Annotated in this window: 17 protein-coding genes and 1 tRNA gene; 12 read left to right on the top strand and 6 right to left on the bottom strand. The window is 70.5% G+C overall.

Annotated elements, in window-relative coordinates:
* Positions 1–444: 444 nt before the first annotated feature.
* Entirely contained in the window at positions 445–2,520 is a 2,076-nt protein-coding gene (gene fusA, locus ACWC1K_RS13545) for an elongation factor G (protein ID WP_450831055.1), read from the bottom strand.
* Positions 2,521–2,918: 398 nt separating this feature from the next.
* On the opposite strand from fusA, the gene ACWC1K_RS13540 reads away from it, so the two are divergent.
* Positions 2,919–3,374 (top strand): tellurite resistance TerB family protein, encoded by a 456-nt coding sequence (locus tag ACWC1K_RS13540; RefSeq protein ID WP_232650709.1) that lies wholly within the window; start codon positions 2,919–2,921, stop codon positions 3,372–3,374.
* Between the two features lie 81 nt (positions 3,375–3,455).
* Entirely contained in the window at positions 3,456–4,559 is a 1,104-nt protein-coding gene (locus ACWC1K_RS13535; RefSeq protein WP_450831053.1) for an acyltransferase family protein, read from the top strand.
* Between the two features lie 53 nt (positions 4,560–4,612).
* Here the strand turns inward: ACWC1K_RS13535 and ACWC1K_RS13530 are convergent.
* A tRNA-Leu gene (locus tag ACWC1K_RS13530) sits at positions 4,613–4,700 on the bottom strand.
* 196 nt (positions 4,701–4,896) lie between these two features.
* Complete coding sequence (locus ACWC1K_RS13525) at positions 4,897–5,214, bottom strand: ANTAR domain-containing response regulator (RefSeq protein ID WP_450831052.1); 318 nt, start codon at positions 5,212–5,214, stop codon at positions 4,897–4,899.
* A 437-nt stretch (positions 5,215–5,651) separates the two neighbouring features.
* Here ACWC1K_RS13525 and ACWC1K_RS13520 point away from each other — a divergent pair, with 437 nt between their 5' ends.
* Genes ACWC1K_RS13520 through ACWC1K_RS13495 form a run of 6 tightly spaced genes read left to right on the top strand, consistent with a single transcriptional unit; the run spans position 5,652 to position 14,400 of the window.
* Complete coding sequence (locus ACWC1K_RS13520) at positions 5,652–8,060, top strand: glycosyltransferase (protein ID WP_450831050.1); 2,409 nt, start codon at positions 5,652–5,654, stop codon at positions 8,058–8,060.
* Complete coding sequence (locus tag ACWC1K_RS13515) at positions 8,057–9,580, top strand: ArnT family glycosyltransferase (RefSeq protein ID WP_450831048.1); 1,524 nt, start codon at positions 8,057–8,059, stop codon at positions 9,578–9,580. The genes ACWC1K_RS13520 and ACWC1K_RS13515 overlap by 4 nt, the downstream gene beginning before the upstream one ends.
* Positions 9,577–10,833 (top strand): alkaline phosphatase family protein, encoded by a 1,257-nt coding sequence (locus ACWC1K_RS13510; protein WP_450831047.1) that lies wholly within the window; start codon positions 9,577–9,579, stop codon positions 10,831–10,833. The genes ACWC1K_RS13515 and ACWC1K_RS13510 overlap by 4 nt, the downstream gene beginning before the upstream one ends.
* Positions 10,830–11,819 (top strand): hypothetical protein, encoded by a 990-nt coding sequence (locus tag ACWC1K_RS13505; RefSeq protein WP_450693698.1) that lies wholly within the window; start codon positions 10,830–10,832, stop codon positions 11,817–11,819. The genes ACWC1K_RS13510 and ACWC1K_RS13505 overlap by 4 nt, the downstream gene beginning before the upstream one ends.
* Positions 11,816–12,913, top strand: a complete 1,098-nt coding sequence (locus tag ACWC1K_RS13500; protein ID WP_450831046.1) for an endo-1,3-alpha-glucanase family glycosylhydrolase — start codon at positions 11,816–11,818, stop codon at positions 12,911–12,913. The genes ACWC1K_RS13505 and ACWC1K_RS13500 overlap by 4 nt, the downstream gene beginning before the upstream one ends.
* Positions 12,910–14,400, top strand: coding sequence for a fibronectin type III domain-containing protein (locus ACWC1K_RS13495; RefSeq protein ID WP_450831044.1), 1,491 nt, complete (start codon positions 12,910–12,912; stop codon positions 14,398–14,400). Before ACWC1K_RS13500 ends, ACWC1K_RS13495 begins: the two co-directional genes overlap by 4 nt.
* A gap of 71 nt (positions 14,401–14,471) precedes the next feature.
* On the opposite strand, the gene ACWC1K_RS13490 is transcribed toward ACWC1K_RS13495, so the two are convergent.
* The 3 genes from ACWC1K_RS13490 to sucC form a co-directional block, all read right to left on the bottom strand.
* A complete protein-coding gene (locus ACWC1K_RS13490; protein ID WP_450831042.1) occupies positions 14,472–16,013 on the bottom strand; it encodes an aldehyde dehydrogenase family protein in 1,542 nt (513 codons plus the stop codon).
* Between the two features lie 137 nt (positions 16,014–16,150).
* The gene (gene sucD / locus ACWC1K_RS13485) at positions 16,151–17,050 is read right to left on the bottom strand and encodes a succinate--CoA ligase subunit alpha (protein ID WP_450831040.1); all 900 of its coding nucleotides are present in this window, start codon (positions 17,048–17,050) and stop codon (positions 16,151–16,153) included.
* 11 nt (positions 17,051–17,061) lie between these two features.
* Positions 17,062–18,192 carry an ADP-forming succinate--CoA ligase subunit beta gene (gene sucC, locus ACWC1K_RS13480; RefSeq protein WP_450831039.1) on the bottom strand — a complete coding sequence of 377 codons (1,131 nt, stop codon included), beginning with the start codon at positions 18,190–18,192 and terminating at the stop codon, positions 17,062–17,064.
* Positions 18,193–18,336: 144 nt separating this feature from the next.
* Here sucC and ACWC1K_RS13475 point away from each other — a divergent pair, with 144 nt between their 5' ends.
* The 4 genes from ACWC1K_RS13475 to ACWC1K_RS13460 all read left to right on the top strand — a co-directional run bounded on the left by ACWC1K_RS13475 (position 18,337) and on the right by ACWC1K_RS13460 (position 24,929).
* Positions 18,337–20,019 carry a thiamine pyrophosphate-binding protein gene (locus ACWC1K_RS13475; RefSeq protein WP_450831037.1) on the top strand — a complete coding sequence of 561 codons (1,683 nt, stop codon included), beginning with the start codon at positions 18,337–18,339 and terminating at the stop codon, positions 20,017–20,019.
* 10 nt (positions 20,020–20,029) lie between these two features.
* Positions 20,030–21,271, top strand: a complete 1,242-nt coding sequence (gene frc / locus ACWC1K_RS13470) for a formyl-CoA transferase (RefSeq protein ID WP_450831036.1) — start codon at positions 20,030–20,032, stop codon at positions 21,269–21,271.
* A 4-nt stretch (positions 21,272–21,275) separates the two neighbouring features.
* Entirely contained in the window at positions 21,276–23,420 is a 2,145-nt protein-coding gene (locus tag ACWC1K_RS13465) for an acetate--CoA ligase family protein (RefSeq protein ID WP_450831124.1), read from the top strand.
* 120 nt (positions 23,421–23,540) lie between these two features.
* A complete protein-coding gene (locus ACWC1K_RS13460) occupies positions 23,541–24,929 on the top strand; it encodes an OFA family MFS transporter (RefSeq protein WP_450831034.1) in 1,389 nt (462 codons plus the stop codon).

Genomic DNA, 24,929 nt, shown 5'->3' with positions numbered 1-24,929 from the left:
CACGGGGGGGGGGCACAGGCGGGCCCCCGCAGCGCCGGATCGCCCGGCCCGCCACCGCCCCGCTTGCGGCACAACGACAGCCCTACGGGCTCGACACCGACGCAAACGATGGCGGCCCGCAAACCCGCGTGAGCCTGCGGGCACTCGTGCCGCTCGGGACAGCACGGGGGGGCACAGGCGGGCCCCCGCAGCGCCGGATCGCCCGGCCCGCCACCGCCCCGCTTGCGGCACGACGACAGCCCTACGGGCTCGACACCGACGCAAACGATGGCGGCCCGCAAACCCGCGTGAGCCTGCGGGCAGTCGTGCCGCTCGGGACAGCACGGGGGGGCACAGGCGGCGCCCCGCAGCGCCGGGCTGCGCGGTCCGCCGCCGCCCCGTTTGCGGCGCGCGCCGACGGGCGGGGCGGCCCCCGCCCGTGTACGGCGGGGGCCGCCTTCTCGTTCACCGGACCGGTGTCACCGCCGGCGCCGGCGCATAGCCCGTCGGGCGGGCCGTGAAGGTTCCGCGGCCCTGTGTGCGGCTGCGCAAGCGGGTTGCGTAGCCGAAGAGTTCGGCCAGCGGCACGGTGGCCGTGACGATCGCCGCGCCGCCGCGCGTGGCCGAGCCCGAGACCCGGCCGCGGCGGGCGGCGAGGTCGCCGAGGACCCCGCCGACGGCGTCCTCGGGGACGGTGACCGTCACCTCGACGACCGGTTCCAGCAGGACCATCGCGCAGGCCCGCAGGGCTTCCCGGAGACCGAGCCTGCCCGCCGTGCGGAAGGCCGTCTCCGAGGAGTCCTTCACATGGGTCGCCCCGTCGGTGAGGGTCACCCGCAGACCGGTCACCGGGTGACCGCCGAGCGGTCCCTCGGCGAGGGCGTCCCGGCACCCGGCCTCGACCGCACGGACGTACTCCTGCGGCACCCGCCCGCCGACGACGGCCGAGCGGAACTCGAACCCGGCCTGCGAGGGCTCGACATCGAGGACCACGTGCGCGAACTGGCCTGCTCCGCCGTCCTGCTTGACGTGCCGGAAGACCAGCCCGGACACCCCGCGGCCGACCGTCTCGCGGTAACTCACCCTCGGGCGGCCGATGTTGACCTCCACCCCGTGGGCGCTCCGGAGCTTCTCCGCCGCGACCTCCAGGTGCAGTTCACCCAACCCGGACAGCACCGTCTGGCCGGTCTCGGGGTCCGTCCGCACGACCAGCGAGGGGTCCTCCTCGGCCAGCCGCGCGAGCGCCGAGGCCAGCTTGTCGGCGTCGGCGGAGCTGCGGGCCTCGACGGCCACGGAGACCACCGGCTCGGCGACACCCGGCGGTTCGAGCACGATCGGCGCGCCGGGGGCGCACAGGGTCGAGCCCGCGCGGGCGGACTTCAGCCCGACCACGGCGACGATGTCCCCGGCGACCGCCCGGTCCACGTGCGCGTGCCGGTCGGCCTGCACCCGCAGGATCCGCCCGATGCGCTCGGTGCGGCGCGCGCTCGCGTCCCACACGGCGTCTCCCTTCTCGATCGTTCCCGAATACACGCGTACGTACGTCAGCCGCCCCGTCGGGGTGGCGTTCACCTTGAAGGCCAGCGCCGCGAACGGCGCCGAGGGATCCGCAGCCCGCTCCTGCTCCGTACCGTCGAACGTCCCTCGTACGGCGGGCACGTCGAGCGGCGAGGGCAGATACGAGACCACGGCGTCGAGCAGCGGTTCGATGCCGCGGTTGCGGTACGCCGAGCCGCACAGGACGACGACGCCCTCGCCGCTGCGGGTCAGGTCGCGCAGGGCGGCGGCGAGGGTCTCCGGCGTGAGGGCCCCGTCCAGACAGAACTCCTCCAGCGCACCGGCGTGCAGCTCGGCCACCGTCTCCTCCAGCAGCCGCCGACGCCGCGCCGCCTCGGCCCGCAGTTCCTCCGGCACCGCACTCTCCACGGCCGCATCGGCGCTGTCGGCCCAGACCAGCGCCCGCACACGGACGAGATCGACGAGTCCGCGGAACCCGTCCTCCGCGCCGATCGGCAACTGCACGACCAGCGGCGCCGGATGCAGCCGTTCGCGGATCGACGCGACGGCCGCGTCGAGGTCGGCGCCCGCGCGGTCCAGTTTGTTGACGAACGCGATCCGCGGCACGCCGTGCCGGTCGGCCTGCCGCCACACGGACTCGCTCTGCGGCTCGACCCCGGCGACGGCGTCGAACACCGCGACCGCCCCGTCGAGCACCCGCAGCGAGCGCTCCACCTCGTCCGCGAAGTCCACATGTCCGGGGGTGTCGATGAGATTGATCCGGTGGCCGTCCCAGGCGCAGCTGACCGCCGCGGCGAAGATGGTGATCCCGCGATCGCGCTCCTGCGGATCGAAGTCGGTGATCGTGGTGCCGTCGTGGACCTCACCGCGCCGGTGCGTGGTCCCGGTGGCGTACAGGATCCGCTCGGTGACGGTGGTCTTGCCCGCGTCGACATGGGCGAGGATGCCGAGGTTGCGGACGACGGCGAGAGTGCTGAGGTTGGTGCGCACGGCCCGTTGGCCTTTCTGGTGATCACTGATCATCGGTGATGATCGGAACAGGGCAGCGCGATTCCCGGGCGAACGGGCCCGACCACGGGCGCCGGTGAAAACGGCAGGCCGCGTCAGACGTTCGTCACGGGCATCCGGTACCGGCCGCGCAGCGGGCACCGGACGGACGAGGACACGAGGATCACCTCGAACTGCGAGCAGGGGACGACGACATCGGTGCGGTAGCGCACAGCCGTCCTCCTCGCTCGTCCCGCGCGTCACGGCGACGCACGGTGCGTGGCGAGTGTAGGGAACGCGGAGGGGGCGGGGCACCGGATTTTCCGGCGGCGCGCGGCAGGTGAACTCTCACGGAACGCGCGGAACTTATCCTCCGGGTCATGAGTTTCCACGGTGCTGTAGATCTCTGACGACACCGAACACATGGAGTTCTCATGGCCCTGTGGGACCGCATCAAGGAATCCGCGTCGACGATGCAGACCCAGCTCGTGGCGAAGAAGAACGACCTGAAGAGCGGGGCGTTCCGCGACGCCAGCATGGCGATGTGCGCCCTGGTCGCCGCCGCCGACGGCACCATCGACCCGGCCGAGCGGCAGCGCGTGGCCCAGTTGATCGCCACCAACGAGGTCCTCCAGAACTTCCCCGCCGACGATCTGCGCCGCCGCTTCGAGGAGAACCTGAACAAGCTGACGACGGACTTCGCCTTCGGCAAGGTCAGCGTGCTGCAGGAGATCGCCAAGGCGAAGAAGAAGCCCGCCGAGGCCCGTGCCGTCGTCCAGATCGGCATCGTCATCGGCGGGGCCGACGGCGACTTCGACAAGACGGAGCAGGCCGTGGTGCGGGAGGCCTGCTTCACCCTCGACCTGCCGCCGCACGAGTTCGACCTCTGATCGGGCGTCTGCCTGAGCTGCGGTGCCCTGGCTCACCTCCCCGGGTGGTTTACCTCGCGCAGAACCGGTGAGGCGCGTGGGATGTCCCACCCCCAGGCCACAGCCGTAACTCAGGTAAGACACGCATCAGAGAGCGCAGGTTCCCCACGCGGTGTGCAGCAAGGGCGGGTGAAGCAGCGCGACGCCTACTTCGACAACGCGAAGTATCTGGCGATCGTGCTGGTGGCGATGGGCCACGCGTGGGAGCCGCTGCGGGACGGCAGCCGGACCGTCACCACGTTCTACAACCTCGTCTACGCCTTCCACATGCCGGCCTTCATCGTGATCTCCGGCTACTTCTCCCGTGGTTTCGACGCGAGCCCGGCGAAGATCAGACGACTGGTGACCGGTGTCGCCGTTCCGTATGTCGTCTTCGAGACGGCGTACACCCTTTTCACTCGCTGGACGGACGGTGTCCCGGACCGGCCCATCACCATCCTGGACCCCTTGTATCTGACCTGGTTCCTGGTGGCGCTGTTCATCTGGCGGCTGACGACCCCGCTCTGGCAGAAGGTGCGCCGGCCGTTGCCGGTGGCGCTCGTCGTGGCGATGCTGGCGACTGTGTCCCCGTCCATCGGCAACGACCTCGATCTGCAGCGGGTGCTGCAGTTCCTGCCGTACTTCGTGGTCGGTCTGTGCCTGCGTCCGGAGCACTTCCGGCTGGTTCGCCGCTGGAAGGTGCGCGTCCTGGCCGTGCCGGTGGTCGTCTGCGCGCTCGCCGCTTCGTACTGGGCGGTGCCGCGGATGACCGGCGCCTGGTTCTTCCACCGCGACAGCGCCCAGGAGCTGGGCGCGCCCGCCTGGTACGGGCCGGTGATGACCCTGGCCGTGTTCGGCTGCTCGATGGTCCTGGTCGCCTGCTTCCTGGCCTGGGTGCCGGGTCGCCGCCTGTGGTTCACCGCACTGGGCGCGGGCACGCTGTACGGCTACCTGCTGCACGGCTTCGTCGCCCAGGGGTCGAAGTTCTGGGGCTGGTACTCCCCCGCCTGGATCCACGGGCCGCTCGGCGAGCTCACCGTCACGCTCGTGGCCGCCGCGGTCGTGACCGTGCTGTGCACACCGCCCGTACGGCGGATCTTCCGTTTCGCGGTGGAGCCGACCATGGAGTGGGCGTTCCGCCGGAACACCCACGCGGCGCTGTCCTGACGCCGCCGCATCCAGAAACGCAAAAGACCCCTGCTGAGCAGGGGTCTCACTGGTGGTGTCCGAGGGGGGACTTGAACCCCCACGCCCGATAAAGGGCACTAGCACCTCAAGCTAGCGCGTCTGCCATTCCGCCACCCGGACCAGGTGTCTGCCGCCTGGCCGGGGGTGTTCCCCGCGGCGACATGGACAACAATACCAAGGTTTCGGAGTGCCTTTCACCTGCATATCCGTCGCTCGGACACCGGTTGCGGACAGCCCGTCGCGGGCAGCGGGACACGTCACCGGAGGTGATGGCGCGACTACGGCCGCCGGCCGGATCACGCCACCTCGCGCGCTTTCACGTGAGTGGCTGGATCCCGTCGTTGCCCGCGAAGTCCGCCGCCACCGCCCGCACCTTGCGGCGCTGCTTGCGGGAGAGGGTCACGAGCATCTCGAAGGCGGCGGCCTCGTCGCAGCCGCGGCGGGCCATGAGCATGCCCTTGGCGCGCTCGATCAGGGCGCGTCCCTCCAGGGCCTCTCTGAGCTGGCGGTTTTCGACTCTGAGCGCCTCCACGTCGTCGATCAGGGCGAGCGCCGCGCGCATTGCGTCCATGAGGGTGGCCGCATGGTCCCGGTCCTCTCGGGGCGAGGGACCCGGTGGTCCGTCGTAAGACATGCGGGTCATGCTTGTCGCGGAATCACAGGTTCAGCAGGGGGTCTGTGAAGAATGCGGTGACTTTCACCTCCACGTAATCAAGGCGTAGGTCTGGCTGCGTTTGACCGTGACGGACGGGGCCGCAGTGTACGTATGAGACGCAATGCGATCGAACAAGTAAACAGCAGGATAATTACCCACGGATACAGGCCAAACGACCGGCGAACGCGTCAACTCCGCTGCTAGCCTCTGGCATCCGCTCCTGACCGTGGAGCCCGGTGCGCGTTCGCCGTTGCACTGCGCACCTCCGGCACGTCCCGCACCTCCCCGCGCCGCGTCGAGACCGTACGCCCGCGAGGGTCACCGCTCATTCCTCCGCCCGTGTTCACGGGCGGTCGTCGGTGTCCGTCGCGCCGCTCGGCCGACGGCACGCGTTCTGGGGGGACTCCATGGCGCACATGATCGATTCCCTTCCGGCTGCCCATGACGGGGTGCCGGCAGGTGTCCGGGAACTCGGCGGCGGAGGCGACGGCGACGCTGCCACGCCCCGGCTGACCGTCCTAGTACCCACCCGCAACGAGCAGGAGAGCGTGCCGCTGCTGCTCGACCGGCTCGGGCCGGCGCTCGCCCCGCTCGGGGCCGAGATCCTCTTCGTGGACGACAGTGATGACGCGACCGTCCAGGAGATCGCCGCCCTCGCGCCGGACTGTCCTGTCCCGGTCCGCGCCCTGCACCGGCCCTCCGGACTGCGCACCGGCGGTCTGTCGGGGGCCGTGGTGGCCGGGATCCGGGCCGCGCGCGGCGCCTGGGTGCTGGTCATGGACGCGGATCTGCAGCATCCGCCGCAGGCCGCCGCACTGCTGGCCAGGACCGCGATGCGGGAGGGCGTCGACATCGCCGTCGGCACCCGGTACGCCGGGACCGGCCAGTCCGACGGGCTCGCGGGCGCGGGCCGGCAGGCCACCTCGTCGTCCGCGACCCGCCTGGTCAAGACGGCCTTCCCGCGCCGGCTGGCCACCGTCAGCGACCCGCTCAGCGGGCTGTTCGCGTTCCGCCGGGACGCGATCGACACCGAGCGGCTGCGGCCGGTCGGATTCAAGATCCTGCTGGAGATCCTGGTTCGGCATCCGGCCGCCCGGGTCGCCGAGGTGGCGTACACCTTCGCACCTCGCGAGGCGGGCCGGTCCAAGGCGTCCTTCAGGGAGGGCCTGGCCTTCGTACGGCATGTCGTGCGGCTGCGCCGCGGGGTGGCCGGCGGGCAGCGGCAGTTGATGCGGATGGTCGCGTTCGGACTGGTGGGCCTGTCCGGGGTCGCGGTCAACACGGCCGCCCTGTGGCTGTTCTTCGACGTGCTCGGGGTGCACCACCTGGTGGGGGCGGCGCTCGCGACCCAGTTCTCCACGGCCTGGAACTTCCTCCTCACCGACGCCGCCGTCTACCGGAACGGACAGCGCAAGGGCAGCTGGCCCGGGCGGGCCGGCCGCTTCTTCGCGATGAACAACCTGCTGCTGATCGCCCGGCTCCCGTTGCTGCAGTGGCTCGTCGTCGCCGGTGTGGGTGTCCTCACGGCCAACGCGCTCACCCTCGTCCTGCTCTTCGTCCTGCGGTTCCTGATCAGCGACCGCATGATCTACAGCGGCGGCGAGAAGAAGGTCCGGCGGCGCGATCCCGTGAAGATGCTCGTCGACGCCGATGCTCCGAACGCGCCGGTGAGCAGGAAGCGGTCCGTGTACCTGCCCTACCGCTACGACGTCGCCGGGACCGTCACCATCGGCTCCCAGATACGGCTTCCCGAGCTGGAGTTCTTCCGGGCGCAGTGGATCCCGGACGCGGACGTCGACATCGCCGTGCGCGTCGGGGACGTCGGGCGCCGCAGGCCCCGCGGGCGGGCGGCACTGACCGAGGACCACAGCGACACGGCGGCACTGCGCTACGAGGAGCATCTGGGCCGCTTCGGCGCGAACTTCCGGGTGCGGCTGGGTCCGCCGATCACGGTGGAGGTGGGCCCGCTGCTGGCCCGTTCACCGCACGTCGTCTACACGAACGTCGTCGAGGCGCTGCTGCGTTTCGTGCTGATCTCCCGTGGGCGGATGCTGCTGCACTCCGCCTGCGTGGAGCTAGACGGACGCGGGGTGATGCTGTCGGCGCTGACCGACACCGGCAAGACCGCGACCGTACTGCGACTGCTGCGCGAGCACGGCGGGCGGTTCCTGTCGGACGACATGACGGTCGTGGACGCGAGCGGGCGGGCCGTGTGCTTCCCGAAGCCGCTCACCATCAGCGCGCACACGCTGCGGGCCGTGCAGGCCGAGGACCTGACGAAGAAGGAGTGGCGCCGGCTCAATCTGCAGTCGCGGCTGCACTCCAAGGGCGGTCGTTCGATCGCGCTGATGCTGTCCCGCTTCAACCTGCCGATCATGGGCATCAACGCGGTCACGCAGATCCTGGTGCCGCCGCCGAAGTACAGCGTCGACCGGCTGGTGCCCTGCCGGCTGGGATCGAGCACCGAGGTCCGGGACCTGTTCGTCATCGAGCGCGGTGTGCCCGACCTGTACGACCTCGACGGCGACGTGGCGCTGGAGCGGATGCTGGTCAACACCGAGGACGCGTACGGCTTCCCGCCCTACCGTTATCTCGCGCCGGCGCTGCGCATCGACGGTCTCGACCATGCCGAACTGCGTGCCCGGGAGCGGGAGATCCTCGCCGGGTTCCTGTCGGGTGTCCGTACCCGGGTGCTCGCCTCGGACTGCTTCGGCTGGGCCGACGAGATACCGCGGCTGCTGGCGGACGAGGAGCACCGTCCGACGATGAGTGCCTCCGCCGAGGCCTGGCCGCGGTGGGGACTGCAAGCCGGCTCGGCCGCATGACCGACCGGTTCGTGCTCCCCAGAGGAGCATCCCGCACCGCCCCGGCGCCGGCCCCCTCCGGCGCCGGGGTGCGGGCTGCCGCGCCCCTGACCGCCGTACTGCTGCTGGCGGCCTTCCTGCGGCTGTGGCAGCTCACCGCGGCCGGGTTCAACAGCGACGAGGCGGTGTACACGGGTACGGCGGCCTCGCTCGCGGGGGACGATCGCCTCGGCTCGCTCTTCCCGGTGTTCAGGGCGCATCCGGTGCTGTTCCAGTCGCTGGTGTCGCTGGCGCTGCGCGTCCACGAGAGCGACTGGGCGGCGCGCGCGGTGCCGGCGCTGCTGGGTGTGGCGACGGTGGCGGTGACGTACGGGCTGGGCCGGCGGCTGTACGGGCGGCGGGCCGCGCTGGTCGGGGCGCTGCTGCTGGCGGTGATGCCGTACCACGTGGTGGTCAGCCGCCAGGTGCTGCTGGACGCGCCGATGACGCTGTGCGCGACCGGCGCCCTGTACTGCGTGGTGCGCTACGCAGAATCGCCGTCCCCGCGCTGGCTGCTGGCGGCCGGCGGGATGCTCGGGTTCACGGTGCTGGCGAAGGAGACGTCGGTCGTCTTCCTGGGTTCGCTGTACGCGTTCTTCGCGCTGACCCCGGCCGTGCGCACCCGCTGGCGGCATCTGCTGCCCGCGCTGGGCGTGATCGGGGTGGTGGCGGTGGCCCATCCGCTGTCACAGCTGCTGGCCGGGCATGCGCGGGCGGGCGGCAACTATCTGCTGTGGCAGATGTTCCGCCGCGCCAATCACCCCTATTCCTTCTACGGCCGTGAAGTGCCCTGGGCGCTCGGCCCGTTGGTGGTCGTGGCGGCCCTGGCGGGGCTGGTCCTGCTGCGGCGCGAGAACACGTGGCGGGAGCGGCTGCTGGTCTGCTGGGTCGTGGTGCCCGCACTGTTCTTCACGGTGTGGCCGGTGAAGGGCTTCCAGTATCTGCTGCCCGTGGCACCGGTGTTCGCGGTGCTGGCGGGCAGGACGCTCACCTCGTTCCCGCGAGTGGTGCGGATCCAGCGCTTCGCGGCGGCCGCCGCCGTCTGGCTGGTCGTGGCCTCGCTGGCGGTGCCGTGCTGGATGCGGATCCAGCCGCAGACGAGCACCCGCTTCCTGGCCGGGACGGGCGGGCTGCCGGGAGGCCGGGAGGCGGGACTGTGGGTGCGCGAGCACGCGCCGGAGGGCTCGCGTCTGCTGGCCATCGGTCCGTCCATGGCCAACGTGGTGCAGTACTACGGCTTCTGTCCGGTCTCCGCGCTCTCCGTCTCGCCCGACCCGGCCCGCCGCAACCCCAGCTACCGGGCGGTCCCGAACCCGGACCGGGCGCTCAGGGACGGCGACTTCCAGTACCTGGTGTGGGACGCGTACACGGCCCGCCGTACGCGGTTCTTCACCGCCAAGTTGCAGGGACTGGTGGGGCGTTACCACGGGACGGCGGTGTTCACGGCGCGCAACGGGGCCGGGGTGAAGGTGGTCGTGATCTACCGGGTGAGGGTGTCATGAGTGTGCTGCTGGTGGCGCTGATCCTGCTGCTCACGGGCAGCGGGACGGCGACGGCATCAACTCGCCACCCACACACGCCCGTTCAGCACTTCGTCTATCTCATGCAGGGTGACCGCACCTTCGACCACTACTTCGGCACGTACCCGGGAGCCGACGGCCTGACCGCGGGGATCGGTCAGCCGCGCGACCCCGCACATCCGGGCGCGGGCACGGTGGCGCCCTACCCGCTGCACGGCTCGCCGCCCCTGTCCCCCGGCGCCGGGCCGCGTCTGGTGCGGCAGCAGTACGACGGCGGGCGCATGGACGGCTTCGTCGGCGCCTTCGAGCGGCAGGGCCGGGACGGACGCGTGGCCATGGGCCACTACGACCGCCGTGACCTGCCCTTCTACTGGAACGCAGCCGACCGCTACGAGCTCTTCGACCACTTCTTCGCGTCCTCGCTCGACGGCACCCGCGCCAACCGTGCCCACTGGGTTGCCGGTACACCGGACCTGACCGGACCCACCGTCTTCGACCGGCTCGAAGAGGCAGGCGTGAGCTGGAAGTTCTACGTCCAGAACTACGACCCGAAGCAGACCTACCGCTCCCCCGACGACCTGACCACCCAGACCGTCCGCGTCCCGCTCCTGGACATCCCGCGCTTCGTCGACAGCAGGCGGCTGAGCGCGCACATCGTCGACCTCGGCGAGTACTACCGGGACCTGGACCGCGGGACACTGCCCTCGGTGGCGTTCGTCGCGTCATCGGGTGCGGGCGAGCGCTCGGCGCGCTCCGTGCCGGCCGGACAGCGGCTCGTGCGGGAGCTCACCGCACAGCTGATGGTCAGTCAGTACTGGTCGTCTTCGGCACTGTTGTGGTCCTACGACGGGTCCGGGGGCTGGTACGACCATGTGAAGCCGCCGGCCGGTCGGGGGCTACGCGTGCCGGCGCTGCTGGTCAGCCCGTACGTGACGCGGGGGAAGGTGCAGCACGGGCAGTTCGAGGCCGCGAGTGCGCTGCGGTTCGTGGTGGACAACTGGCGGCTGCGGCCACTGGGCGGCCGCACCACGCAGGCGCGGAGTCTCGCCGACGCCTTCGACTTCTCGGCGGCGCCGCGGCGGGCCGAGCTGATTCCGACGGGGGTGCGGGAGGCGGCGCTTCCGGTGGCGCGGCGGCCCTCGCCGGCGCCCGTGTACGCGGTGTACGGCGCCGCGTCGTTGCTGGTGGCAGGGTTGCTGTGGGGGGCGGTGCGGCCGAAGTGGCGTATGTCGTGAGGTGGTTGGTGCTGGTCGGGGTGGTGCTGGTGGGGCTGGCCCCGAGTTCTGCCGTGGCCGTCACGGCGGTCACCGTCACCGTGCGGACGACCCCACAGCTCGCCGGCGTGCCGTTCACGTTCGACGGACGGACGGCGGTCACCGGGCCGGACGGGGCGGTGAGCTTCACCGGTGCGCACGACTTCGCGGGGCACAGGCTGGCCGTCGACGATCACGGACTGGCCTCGGAGGGACGGCAGTTCACGTTCTCCCGGTGGGCCGGGCAGCGCGATCCCGACCAGGCGTTCCGGCGCACGGTGCAGGGGCTGCCGCTGCGCCGGGACTACACGGTGACGGCGGCGTTCACGGCCCGCTTCCGGGTGACGGTGCGCTGCGTCGACCAGGAGGGTCGCGCCGTACCCCGTGACCGGGTGCCGTATGTGACCGTGCGCAGCGACACCGGGCACACCCAGCGGCTGCCGGTGGGACAACCGGTCTGGTTGGACGGGCTGTTGCCCGTGTACCGCAAGAGCGTGCTGACCTCGCGGAGGGTCGGGTACGCACTGCTGTCCGCAAACGCGTACGGCACGAACACGGTGGACGCCGGGCGGCAGCGGTTCCAGCCGGCGTCGCATCAGGAGGCCGTCTTCACCACGCCGTTCCACGATCTGACGGTCTCGGCGCGGGACGCCGTCTTCGGGTCGTCGGCCGGGCGGGCGGCGCGGGTCACCCTGCCGGACGGGTCGGTGCGCGAGGTGACGTTCGGTGCAGGACGGGAAGCGACGCTGCGGGATCTGCCGCACGGGCAGTACGAGGTGGAGGTCACCGGCGGCCAGGGGCTGCGGGCCGTGCAGCAGGTCCGGCTGTCGCGGACGCAGAGCATGCAGCTGCGCGTGGTCAGCCGGGCCGATCTGGCGCTGGCGGCGGGCACGGTGGGGGTGCTGGCGGCCGGACTGCTGCTGGTCGGGCGGTGGATGCGGCGACGCCGGGGTGGTGAGCACGGATGAGAAGACCGGGGCTGCTCGCCGTCCTGGTACTGGTCCTGGCGGGGCTGTTCCCGGCGTCCGCGAGCGCGGCCGAGGGGCGTCGGGTGCCGCTGCTCGCGTACTACTACCAGTGGTTCGAGCCGTCGTCGTGGCAGCGCGCGAAGACCGACTACCCGCGTCTGGGCCACTACTCCAGCGACGACGCCTCCGTGATCCGCACGCATGTCGACTGGGCGAAGTCCGCGGGCATCGACGGTTTCGTGGTGAGCTGGAAGTCCTCGGCCGTCAACGACCGACGGCTGCGGCTGCTGCTGGACGTGGCGCGGGCGCGTGACTTCAAGGTGGCGGTCATCTATCAGGGGCTCGACTTCCACCGCCGGCCGCTGACGACGGACCGGGTCGCCGCCGACTTCCGTCTGCTGTACGGGCGTTACGCCCGCGACCCGGCCTTCTTCCGTCTCGACGGCAAGCCGCTGACGGTGTTCAGTGGCACCTGGCAGTACTCGACCGCGGACATCGCGCGCATCACCGGACCGGTACGGAAGGGGATGCTGGTGCTCGGCACCGAGAAGAGCCCGCAGGGCATCCGCAGGCTGGCGCACGTCACCGACGGGGACGCCTACTACTGGTCGTCGGTCAACCCGGACACGAACGCCCGGCACGCGAGCAAGTTGCGCGAGATGGCCGCCCTCGCACACGCGGCGCACGGCTACTGGATGGCGCCGTTCGCCCCCGGCTTCGACGCCCGCCTGGTGGGCGGCACGAAGTCGGTGCCACGGGACGGCGGCCGGACGCTGCGCACCGAGTACGCGGCCGCCCTGGCCTCGGGCCCGGATCTGCTGGGGCTGATCAGCTGGAACGAGTTCAGCGAGAACTCGCATGTGGAGCCGTCGGTCCGGCACGGCACGCAATCACTGGACGTGCTGCGCGAGTTGCGCGGCCTTCCCGTGTCGGACTCGCCGTCGGCGCCCTCCTCCTCAGCCGCCCGTCGCGGCCCGCTCGGCTACTGGCCGGGCGTGCTGCGGATCACCGGCTGCGCGGTGCTGCTGGTGGGCGCCGTCGCGGCACTGGCACGGCTGCGCGGGATCAGAATGAGAAAGGAAGAAAGAACATGACCAGAAGACTCTCGCCCCGGCACCGCAGACTCTCCCTGAGCCACGCTCGCAGCGCCGTGTTCGCCCTCGTCCTGGGGGCGGGCACGGCGCTGTCGTTCGCTCCGGCGGCGCACGCCGACCTGCCGGGCGCCGACGCGCAGTTGACACGCGCCCCCTATCTCTCCGACGCCACGACGACGTCCCTCCAGGTGAGCTGGGCGACCACCACACAGAGCCGCGGCTCGGTCCGCTACGGCCCGCTGGGCAACTGCGCGGCGAACACGGCCGCTTCGTCGGCCCTGGGCAGCCCGATCACCGTCGGCTCGACCCGGGAGTACGCCAACTCGGTGACGGTGACGGGCCTGACCGCGAGCACCACCTACTGCTACCGCGTCTACACCGCATCCGGCACCGACCTGCTGGGCACCCTGCCGACTCCCAGCTTCACGACCCCCGACTCCGCGGGCTCCACGACGTCGTTCACCTTCGATGTCCTCGGCGACACCGGTGAGACCACGAACTCCGGCGTCGACGACGGCTCGCTGAATGTGAACCAGGCGAACGTGATGAGCCAGATCGCCGCGAGCGGCGCCCGGTTCGTCGTCCAGACCGGCGACAACACGCATCCGGGCACCTCGCAGACCCAGTACGGCGACCTCAACCAGACAGGCGTGGACGTCAGTTCGTGGTTCGGTCCGTCGTACTGGACGCAGCCGGGCATGCGCATCCCGCTCATCGGCACCGTCGGCAACCACAGCATGACCAACACCTATCTGCAGGTGTGGAAGCAGTCGGCGCTGGCGGCGGCCTCCGGCGGGGTGTGGGCGCTGGCCGACTATCCGTCGTACCTGGGCTCGAGTCCGATCAGCTATCCGACGACGTACTACGCCTTCACCACCGGCGGCGTCCGTTTCTATCTGCTAGACACCGCGTGGGGGAACTCCAACACCGGTGACGCCACGGGTGGTTCGTGCGGCTCGCACTGCGCGATCTACGAGCAGGACGCGCACGCCCACTGGCAGGACGGATCCGCCGAGTACGCATGGCTGAGGGCCGACCTCACCGCCCATCCCGGCGTGCCGAAGTTCGCCTTCTTCCACTTCCCGCTGCGCTCCGACAGTGCGAGCGAACCGAGCGACACCTTCCTCACGAGCGTCGAGCAGACCCTGCTGGACGGCGGCGTGGACCTGGTCTTCAACGGCCACTCCCACCTCTATCAGCGCAACACCGCGGGGGCGGGCCGGATCGCGTCGTATGTCACCGGTGGCGGCGGGGCCGATGTGCACTCCGTCGGGGAGAACGGCTGCTCGGCCACCGACGCCTACGCCATCGGCTGGTCCTACGGCCGCAACCGGGGTTCGGCCTGCGGAGCCGCGTCGGTGCCCACCGACGACGCGCAGGTCTACCACTTCCTGAAGGTGACCGTGAACGGCACCTCGGTGACGGTGGCGCCGACGAACTCGCTCGGTCAGACCTTCGACGTGCAGACGTACACGGTCACTCCCTGACGCTTTCGTGCGCCGGCCGGAGCTGATCCCCGGGTGGCGCCCTCGGAACGAGGACGCCACCCGGCCCTCTGTCACGGCATGAGGTGGTAGTCCGGGAAGTTCCCCGGCAGCCGCTCTCCCGCCGGGCCCTGGGTCACGGCGCGCACCAGCAGCTCGCCGCCGACGAAGGCGCCGTGCCAGGACGCGCCGAAGCCGCCGAACAGTTCGTCGCGGTCGCCGCGGGAGCGCGGCTTGCCGTGGCCGACCTTGAAGGCACGGATCTGCGGGGCGAGTCGGTCGAAGGTGGCCCGGTCGTCCGTGGACAGGGTGGCCACGAGCGCGCCGTTGGACGCGTTCATCGCGGCCAGCAGCTCCGCCTCCGTGTCGACCAGGACGATGGTGTCGACCGGGCCGAACGGTTCCGCGTGGTGCAGGGGTGAGGACGGCGGCGGGTTGAGGAGCGTCACCGGATGGACGTACGCGGAGGTGTCCTGACCGGGCAGGAACCGGCCGTCGGCCTCGCTGCCGCGGTGCAGTGGGACCGCGCCCCGGTCGATGGCCTCGGCGACCTGGTCGCGCAGCTCCTTGGCCTTGGCCGCGTTGATGACCGGCCCGAAGTCCAGCTGCGGGTACGGGTCGTCGCTGTGCTCGACCGCCAGCGGGTGTCCCACCCTGAGCGTGCGCACCGCCGGGAGGTAGGCCGCCAGGAACTCGTCGAACAGCTGTCGCTGGACGACGAAGCGCGGGTACGCCGTGCAGCGCTGCTTGCCGTAGTCGAAGAGCTTCGGGATCACCGCGGTGAGCGCGTCCCAGTCCGAGTGGTTCCAGATGCCCCAGGTGTTGAGTCCTTCCTGTTCGAGTACATGGCGCTTGCCGAGGTCGGCGACGGCCGTGGCGACGGCCGCGCCGGTGTCCCGGCCGCCGACGAAGGAGACGCAGCCGATCTCGGGCGCCCGTACCAGCGCCTGGGACAGCTCGCCACCGCTGCCGCTGACGAGGGTGGCGGGAATCCCCTCACGCGCGGCGAGCGCACAGGCCAGGGTCAGACAGGCGAGGCCGCCGTCGGTCGGGGTCTTGGCGATCACCGCGTTGCCGGCCAGGGCCTGTACCAGCATGGCGTGAACGAGCACGCTCATCGGATAGTTCCAGCTCGCGATGTTGGACACCGGGCCGTCCAGCGGGGTGCGCCCGTCGAGCATGGGGTCGATGCCGTCGACGTACCAGCGCACACCGTCGATGGCCCGGTCGACGTCCGCCTGCGCGAGCCGCCAGGGCTTGCCGATCTCCCACACCAGGAGCAGGGCGAGCAGTTCGCGGTGCTCGGTGAGGGCGTCCAGGGTCGCCGCGACACGGGCGCGGCGCTCGTCGAGGGGGACGTGCCGCCAGGCGCGGTGCTGGTCGAGCGAGGCGCGTACGGCCTGGTACGCGGTGTCGCGGTCGAGGCGGGGCGGGCCGGCGATGGGGCTGCCGTCGACGGGGCTGGTGGCGGGCAGGGCCCGGCCGTCGGCCTGCCAGGCGGAGTTCCAGAGGTTGAGGACGCGGTCGTCCTGGAAGGCCTCCGGGGCGACGGACAGGCAGCGCTGCCAGGCATCGGACCAGGACGTGCCTGATTTGAGGGTGAGGGTGGTTGCCATAGGGGTTTCTCCGCTCGCGGTGCACAGTCGGGGGCGGGGGGTGCATGGCTCGTCGCGCGCCGGCTCGCACTGCCGTGCGCGGACGTCGTACGAGGGACGCCGTGACGCGCGCGGTGGTGCGTCACGGTCGTCTCCCATCAACTATGAGCGGCCGCGCGCCCGCGTTCGAGACATGCGAGCACAAGTTTCGCCGTCTCGGTCGGTGTGCTTCCCACACTCACCCCGGCCGCCTCCAGGGCCTCCTTCTTCGCCCGGGCGGTGCCGGAGGAGCCGGACACGATCGCGCCGGCGTGCCCCATCGTCCTGCCCTCGGGGGCGGTGAATCCGGCGACGTAGCCGACGACGGGCTTGGTGACGTGCTCGCGGACGTATGCGGCCGCGCGTTCCTCGGCGTCGCCGCCGATCTCGCCGATGAGGACGATCAGTTCGGTGTCGGGGTCGTCCTGGAAGGCGGCCAGGCAGTCGATGTGGGTGGTGCCGACGACCGGGTCGCCGCCGATTCCGACACATGTCGAGAAGCCGATGTCGCGGAGTTCGTACATGAGTTGGTAGGTGAGCGTGCCGGACTTGGACACCAGGCCGATGCGGCCCGGCTTGGTGATGTCGGACGGGATGATGCCCGCGTTGGACTGTCCTGGGGTGATCAGGCCCGGGCAGTTGGGGCCGATGACGCGCGTGCCCTTCGCCTTGGCGTGGGCGTGGAAGGCGACGGAGTCGTGGACGGGGATGCCCTCGGTGATGACGACCGCGAGGCCGATGCCGGCGTCGGCGGCCTCGACGACGGCCGCTTTCGCGAAGGCGGGCGGGACGAATACGACCGTCACGTCCGCGCCGGTCGCACGGATGCCCTCGGCGACCGATCCGAAGACGGGGACGCCGCGGTCGTCGAAGTCGACGGTGCGGCCCGCCTTGCGCGGGTTGACGCCGCCGACGACGTTCGTGCCGGCCGCGAGCATGCGCCGGGTGTGCTTCATGCCCTCGCCGCCGGTCATGCCCTGGACGAGGACCTTGCTCTCCTTGGTGAGATAGATGGCCATGTCGGGCTCCTTCAGCCGCTGGTGGCGAGTTGGGCGGCACGGCCGGCGGCGCCGTCCATGGTGGTGGCCTGCTGGACCAGGGGATGCGCGCGCTCGTCGAGGATGGCGCGTCCGCGGGCCGCGTTGTTGCCGTCGAGCCGCACGACCAGCGGCTTGGTCAACTGCACGCTGTCCAGGGCCCGCACGATGCCGTCGGCGACCGCGTCGCAGGCGGTGATCCCGCCGAAGACGTTGACGAAGACCGACTTGACGGCCGGGTCGGACAGGACGACCGAGAGCCCGTCGGCCATGATCTGCGCGGAGGCTCCGCCGCCGATGTCGAGGAAGTCGGCGGGGCGGGCGCCGCAGCCCGCGACGACGTCGAGGGTCGACATGACCAGGCCCGCGCCGTTGCCGATGATGCCGACCTCGCCGTCCAGTTTGACGTAGTTGAGGCCCTTGGCCGCGGCCGCCGTCTCCAGCGGGTCGTCGTGCTCCACGTGCTCCCCGCCCCAACGCACCTGCCGGAAACGGGCGTTGTCGTCGAGCGTGACCTTGCCGTCGAGCGCGAGGATCTGCCCCTGCGCGGTCCGGACGAGCGGGTTGACCTCGACGAGGAGGGCGTCCTCCCGGACCAGGACCTCCCACAGCCGTACGAGGACGTCGACCGTCTGCGCGGGCAGTCCGGCCGCCTCGGCTATCTCGTTCGCCTTCGCCGAGGTGACGCCCTCGGCCGGGTCGATGGGGACACGGGCCACCGCCTGGGGTCGGCTCGCGGCGACCTCCTCGATCTCCGTGCCCCCCTCGGCGGAGGCGATGGCGAGGAAGCGGCCCGCCGCGCGGTCGAGCACATAGGAGACGTAGAACTCGGTCTCGATGTCCACGGGTTGGGCCAGCATCACCTTGCGGACCGTGTGGCCCTTGATGTCCATGCCGAGGATCTGCCGTGCGGTGAGCTCCGCGGCGGCCGGGTCCGCGGCGAGCTTCACACCGCCCGCCTTGCCGCGCCCGCCCGTCTTGACCTGAGCTTTCACTACTACGCGCCCACCGAGTGCGCGGGCGATCTCCCGGGCCTTCTTGGGAGAATCGGTGACCTCGGCCCTCGGCACCGGGATGCCGTGTTCTTCGAAGAGTTCCCTTGCCTGGTGCTCGTACAGGTCCATTCCGGCTCCTGACTCAAAAGTGCCGCACGCCCCCTGGACACCACCCACCGGATGCGGGATAACAAGGTTCATACAGTATTCGTCGACTGTATGCAATGTACCGCGAGAGCAGTTCGAACCCCTACGAAGGGACAGGACTTCGCCATGCCCGACGACACCCAGGACGTGATTTCCGGTGGTCATCTCGTTGCCAAGGCACTCAAGGCCGAGGGGGTCGACCGCATCTACACCTTGTGCGGCGGCCACATCATCGACATCTACGACGGCTGCGTCGACGAGGGCATAGAGGTCGTCGACGTCCGCCATGAGCAGGTCGCCGCCCATGCCGCCGACGGTTACGCCCGCCTCACCGGCAAACCCGGCTGCGCGGTCGTCACCGCGGGCCCGGGCACGACGGACGCCGTCACCGGTGTCGCCAACGCCTTCCGCGCGGAGTCCCCGATGCTGCTGATCGGCGGCCAGGGGGCCCTCACCCAGCACAAGATGGGGTCCCTTCAGGACCTGCCGCACGTCGACATGATGACGCCGATCACCAAGTTCGCGGCGACCGTGCCGGACACCGCCCGCGCGGCGGACATGGTGTCGATGGCGTTCCGCGAGTGCTACCACGGTGCGCCCGGCCCCTCCTTCCTGGAGATCCCGCGCGACGTGCTGGACGCCAAGGTGCCGGTGAGCAGGGCGCGCGTGCCGAAGGCCGGCGCCTACCGCGCCTCGACCCGCTCGGCCGGCGACCCGGAGGCCGTCGAGAAACTCGCCGATCTGCTCGTGCACGCCGAGAAGCCGGCCATCCTGCTCGGCAGCCAGGTGTGGACGACCCGCGGCACCGAGGCGGCGATCGACCTCGTACGGACCCTCAACATCCCCGCCTATATGAACGGGGCGGGCCGCGGCACCCTGCCGCCCGGCGACCCGCACCACTTCCAGCTGTCGCGCCGGTACGCCTTCTCGGGCGCCGACGTGATCGTCATCGTCGGCACGCCCTTCGACTTCCGCATGGGCTACGGCAAGCGGCTCTCCCCCGACGCGACCGTCGTGCAGATCGACCTCGACTACCGGACGGTGGGCAAGAACCGCGACATCGACCTCGGCATCGTCGGTGACGCGGGCCTGGTGTTGAAGTCGGTCACCGAGGCTGCCTCAGGGCGCATCAACGGCGGGGCGGCGAAGCGCAAGGAGTGGCTCGACGAGCTGCGGGCCGCCGAGCAGACCGCCCTGGAGAAGCGGCTGCCGAGCCTGAAGTCCAACGCCTCGCCGATCCACCCGTACCGCCTGGTCAGCGAGATCAACGACTTCCTCACCGAGGACTCCGTCTACATCGGCGACGGCGGCGACATCGTCACCTTCTCCGGACAGGTCGTCCAGCCCAAGTCACCCGGGCACTGGATGGACCCGGGCCCGCTGGGCACCCTCGGCGTCGGCATCCCCTTCGTCCTCGCGGCCAAGCAGGCACGGCCCGACAAGGAGGTCGTCGCCCTCTTCGGCGACGGTGCCTTCTCCCTCACCGGCTGGGACTTCGAGACCCTCGTCCGCTACGGCCTCCCCTTCGTCGGCATCGTCGGCAACAACTCCTCCATGAACCAGATCCGCTACGGCCAGGCCCAGAAGTACGGACTGGAGCGCGAGCGGGTCGGCAACACCCTCGGCGACGTCCACTACGACAAGTTCGCGCAGATGCTGGGCGGTTACGGCGAGGAGGTCCGCGACCCCGCCGACATCGGCCCCGCCCTGCGGCGTGCCCGTGAGTCGGGCAAGCCGTCGCTGATCAACGTCTGGGTCGACCCGGACGCGTACGCCCCCGGAACCATGAACCAGACGATGTACAAGTGAGGTGGCCCGCATGACTGGAACGCCCACCAAGGCCCTCGCGGGCATCCGCGTCCTCGACATGACCCACGTCCAGTCCGGACCCTCCGCCACCCAGCTGCTCGCCTGGCTCGGGGCGGACGTGGTCAAGCTGGAGGCGCCGACCGGTGACATCACGCGGGGGCAGCTGCGCGACCTCCCGGACGTCGACTCCCTCTACTTCACGATGCTCAACTGCAACAAGCGGAGCATCACCCTGAACACCAAGACCGAGCGCGGCAAGGAGATCCTCACCGAGCTGATCCGGCGCTCGGACGTCATGGTCGAGAACTTCGGACCGGGCGCGGTCGACCGCATGGGGTTCACCTGGGACCGCATCCAGGAGATCAATCCGCGGATCGTCTATGCCTCCATCAAGGGGTTCGGGGACGGCCCGTACACCAACTTCAAGGCGTACGAGGTCGTCGCGCAGGCCATGGGCGGGTCGATGTCGACCACCGGTTTCGAGGACGGGCCGCCGCTGGCGACGGGGGCCCAGATCGGGGACTCGGGGACGGGCGTCCACGCCGTGGCGGGGATACTCGCGGCGCTGTTCCAGCGGGAGCACACCGGGCGCGGTCAGCGGGTGAACGTGGCCATGCAGCACGCTGTGCTCAACCTCTGCCGGGTGAAGCTGCGCGACCAGCAGCGCCTGGCCCACGGCCCGCTCGCTGAATATCCCAACGAGGACTTCGGCACGGAAGTTCCCCGGTCCGGGAACGCGTCCGGCGGCGGCCAGCCCGGCTGGGCGGTCAAGTGCGCGCCGGGCGGACCCAACGACTACGTGTACGTCATCGTGCAGCCCGTCGGCTGGAAGCCGCTGAGCGAGCTCATCGGCCGGCCGGAGCTTGCCGATGACCCCGAGTGGGCGACGCCCCAGGCCCGGCTGCCCAAGCTCAACAAGATGTTCCAGCTGATCGAGGAATGGTCCTCCACGCTTCCCAAGTGGGAGGTGCTGGAGCGGCTCAACGCCCACAACATCCCGTGCGGGCCGATCCTGTCCACCAAGGAGATCATCGAGGACGACTCGCTGATCGCCAACGAGATGGTCGTCACCGTGCCACACCCCGAGCGCGGCGAGTTCACGACCGTGGGCAGCCCGCTGAAGCTCTCCGACTCCCCCGTCGAGGTGACCAGTTCACCCCTGCTCGGCGAGCACAACGAAGAGGTCTACATCGGCGAACTCGGCCTCGGCGACGAGGAACTGCGCCTGCTCAAGTCGAACGGAGTGATCTGACGTGATGGCCGAAGACCGGGAGCCGAGGGTGCGGTCGCTCCTCGACACCGTGCGGGCCGAGGGGCGCACCGCGCTCACCGCACCCGAGGGCAAGGTGATCGCCGACGCGTACGGGATCGCCGTACCCGGCGAGGAACTCGCGACGGACGTCGACGAGGCCGTCTCGTACGCCGCCCGCTTCGGCGGGCCCGTGGTGATGAAGATCGTCTCGCCGGACATCCTGCACAAGACCGACGCGGGTGGAGTGATCGTCGGGGTCGAGGGGGCGGCGGACGTCCGGGCGGCGTTCCACAAGATCGTCGACAACGCGCGCGCGTACAACGCGTCCGCGCGCATCGAGGGCATACAGGTGCAGGAGTTGCTGCCCCAGGGGCAGGAGGTCATCGTCGGCGCGGTGACGGACCCCACCTTCGGGAAGGTCGTCGCCTTCGGGCTCGGCGGGGTGCTCGTCGAGGTCCTCAAGGACGTGACGTTCCGGCTGGCGCCGGTGAGCGCGGACGAGGCGCTGTCCATGCTGGACTCGATCCGCTCGGCGGAGATCCTGCGCGGGGTGCGCGGCGCGCCGGCCGTGGACCGGTGGGCGATCGCCGAGCAGATCCGCCGGGTCTCACAACTGGTCGCGGACTTCCCGGAGATCGCGGAGGTCGACCTCAACCCGGTGATCGCCACCCCGGAGGGCGCGATCGCCGCGGACATCCGGGTGATCCTCGCCGAGTCGGTGCCGAAGCCTCGGCGCACGTACACACGCGAGGAGATCCTCACCTCCATGCGCCGTCTGATGCAGCCCTCGTCGGTCGCCGTCATCGGTGCCTCGGGCGAGCAGGGCAAGATCGGCAATTCGGTGATGCGCAACCTCATCGACGGCGGCTTCGCCGGAGAGATCCATCCGGTGAACCCCAAGGCCGATGACATTCTGGGCCGCAAGGCGTACAAGAGTGTCACGGACGTTCCCGGTGAGGTGGATGTGGCGGTCTTCGCCATCCCCGCCAGGTTCGTGGCCTCGGCCCTGGAGGAGGTGGGACGGAAGAACATCCCGAACGCCGTGCTGATCCCCTCCGGGTTCGCGGAGACCGGCGAGCACGAACTCCAGGAGGAGATCGTCGCGATCGCCGAACGGCACGGCGTGCGCCTCCTCGGGCCGAACATCTACGGCTACTACTCGACGTGGCAGGACCTGTGCGCCACGTTCTGCACGCCGTACGACGTCAAGGGCGGTGTCGCGCTGACCTCGCAGTCCGGTGGCATCGGGATGGCCATCCTCGGCTTCGCGCGTACCACGAAGACGGGCGTGTCGGCGATCGTGGGCCTGGGCAACAAGTCGGACCTGGACGAGGACGACCTGCTGACCTGGTTCGGCGAGGACCCGCACACCGAGTGCATCGCGATGCACCTGGAGGACCTCAAGGACGGCCGCGCCTTCGTGGAGGCCGCGCGGGCGACCGTGCCGAAGAAGCCGGTCGTGGTGCTCAAGGCGGGCCGTACGGCGGCGGGTGCGAAGGCCGCCGGTTCGCACACCGGGGCGCTGGCGGGCGACGACGCCGTGTACGACGACATCCTCAGGCAGGCGGGTGTCATCAGGGCGCCCGGGCTGAACGACATGCTCGAGTACGCGCGCGCGTTGCCGGTGCTTCCCGCCCCCAAGGGCGACAACGTCGTGATCATCACCGGGGCCGGCGGCAGCGGTGTGCTGCTGTCCGACGCGGTGACCGACAACGGGCTGTCCCTGATGGAGATCCCGCCGGACCTGGACGAGGCCTTCCGCAGGTTCATCCCGCCCTTCGGAGCCGCGGGCAACCCGGTCGACATCACCGGGGGCGAGCCGCCGTCGACGTACGAGGCGACGATCCGGCTGGGCCTTCAGGACCCGCGCATCCACGCGCTCGTCCTCGGCTACTGGCACACCATCGTCACTCCCCCGATGGTCTTCGCGGAGCTCACCGCGCGCGTGGTGGCCGAGTTCCGCGAACGCGGCATCGAGAAGCCCGTGGTGGCCTCCCTCGCGGGCGACGTCGAGGTCGAGGAGGCCTGCCAGTACCTCTACGAGCGAGGGGTCGTGGCCTACCCGTACACGACCGAGAAGCCGGTGGCCGTACTCGGTGCGAAGTACCGGTGGGCGCGGGCGGCCGGCCTGTTGGGGGGCGGCTCATGAGGTGAGCGAAGCGCGGGGCCGGCCGACAGTGCGGTCGGCCGGCCCCGGGACCCGTGCGCACGCGAAAGGCATTGGACAGGGGGCGCTGGCCAGAGCTTTCGATGCAAGGGGTGCTGAGCGATGACAACCACCGACCACTCGACGTCCGTCCCCTACAGGGAGGTGACGGATCGCAACGGCCGCGTGTACCGGATCGGTGAGTCCGATACCGACGTCATGGGCCGAACACGCAAGTGGATGGTCGTCCTGCCCTGGGTGGGCATGATGGGCATCAGCTCCGCCGAGTACGCGTTCACGTCGGCGGAGGACACGCTCCACGAGGCTCATCTGTGGAGCAGCGGACACATCTTCTGGCTGATGGGCGTCTGGGTGTTCTTCCAGGCGGCCGTGGCCTTCCCCGCCGGGCAGCTGCGGGAGAGCGGCAGGCTGCCCGCCCGTACGGCGATGATGATCGGCGCCGTCGGCACCTTGCTGGGCTATCTGTCGCTGGCGTTCGCGCCGGACGTGGCCGTCGCGTATGTCGGCTTCGGCATGTTCAGCGGCATCGGAGCCGGCCTCGTCTACGCGACCTGCGTGAACATGGTCGGCAAGTGGTATCCGGAGCGCAAGGGCGGCAAGACGGGCTTCGTCAACGGCGGTTTCGCCTACGGGTCCGTGCCCTTCGTCTTCCTGTTCACCTCGTACATGGACCTGAGCAACTACCGGACCGTGCTCGCCTGTGTGGGCGTCGGGCTGTGCCTGGTGGTGGCCGCGGCCGGCCGGTTCTTCAAGGACCCGCCGAAGAACTGGTGGCCCGCGCACGTCGACCCGCTGAGGATGACCGCCGACCCGAAGATCCGCCGGGCCCTGGAGAAGAACCCGCCCGCCGTCAAGCAGTACACCCCCAAGGAGGCCGCCCGTACCCCTGTCCTGTGGATGATGTGGTTCTGTCTGCTGTGCACGGCCGGCATCAACATCTTCGGCATCGCCTTCCAGGTGCCGTTCGGCAAGGACATGGGGTTCGCGGGCGGGATCGTGGCCACGGCGATGTCCCTGAAGGCCATCGTCAACGGCACCGGGCGCGGTGTCATCGGATGGATCTCCGACCGCTACGGCCGCCGCAACACACTGATCATCGTCTGCATCGTGCTCGGCACGGCGCAGTTCGGCGTGCTGGTCTCCGGCCAGACGGGCAGCATGCCGTTCTTCCTGTTCTGCTCCATGGTCTCCGGTTTCGGCGGCGGGGCGATCTTCCCGCTGTTCGCGGCCATGACGGCGGACTACTTCGGCGAGAACAACAACGCCACCAACTACGGAATGGTCTACAGCTCGAAGCTGATCTCCGGGCTCGTCGGCTCCGGCCTGGGAGCGGTCGTCGTCGGCGCATGGGACTACCACGGCGCGTTCGTGCTGGCGGGTTCCGTCGGCCTGGCCTCCGCGGTGCTGGCGCTCTTCCTGAAGTCCCCGGGCCGGCCGAAGGCCCGGCGCATCGTCCCCAACCCGCACCCGCTCGGCGAGGAGATGGCATAA

It is taken from the genome of Streptomyces sp. NPDC001492 (genome assembly GCF_053597275.1).
This window is presented reverse-complemented; position numbering and strand designations above follow the sequence as displayed.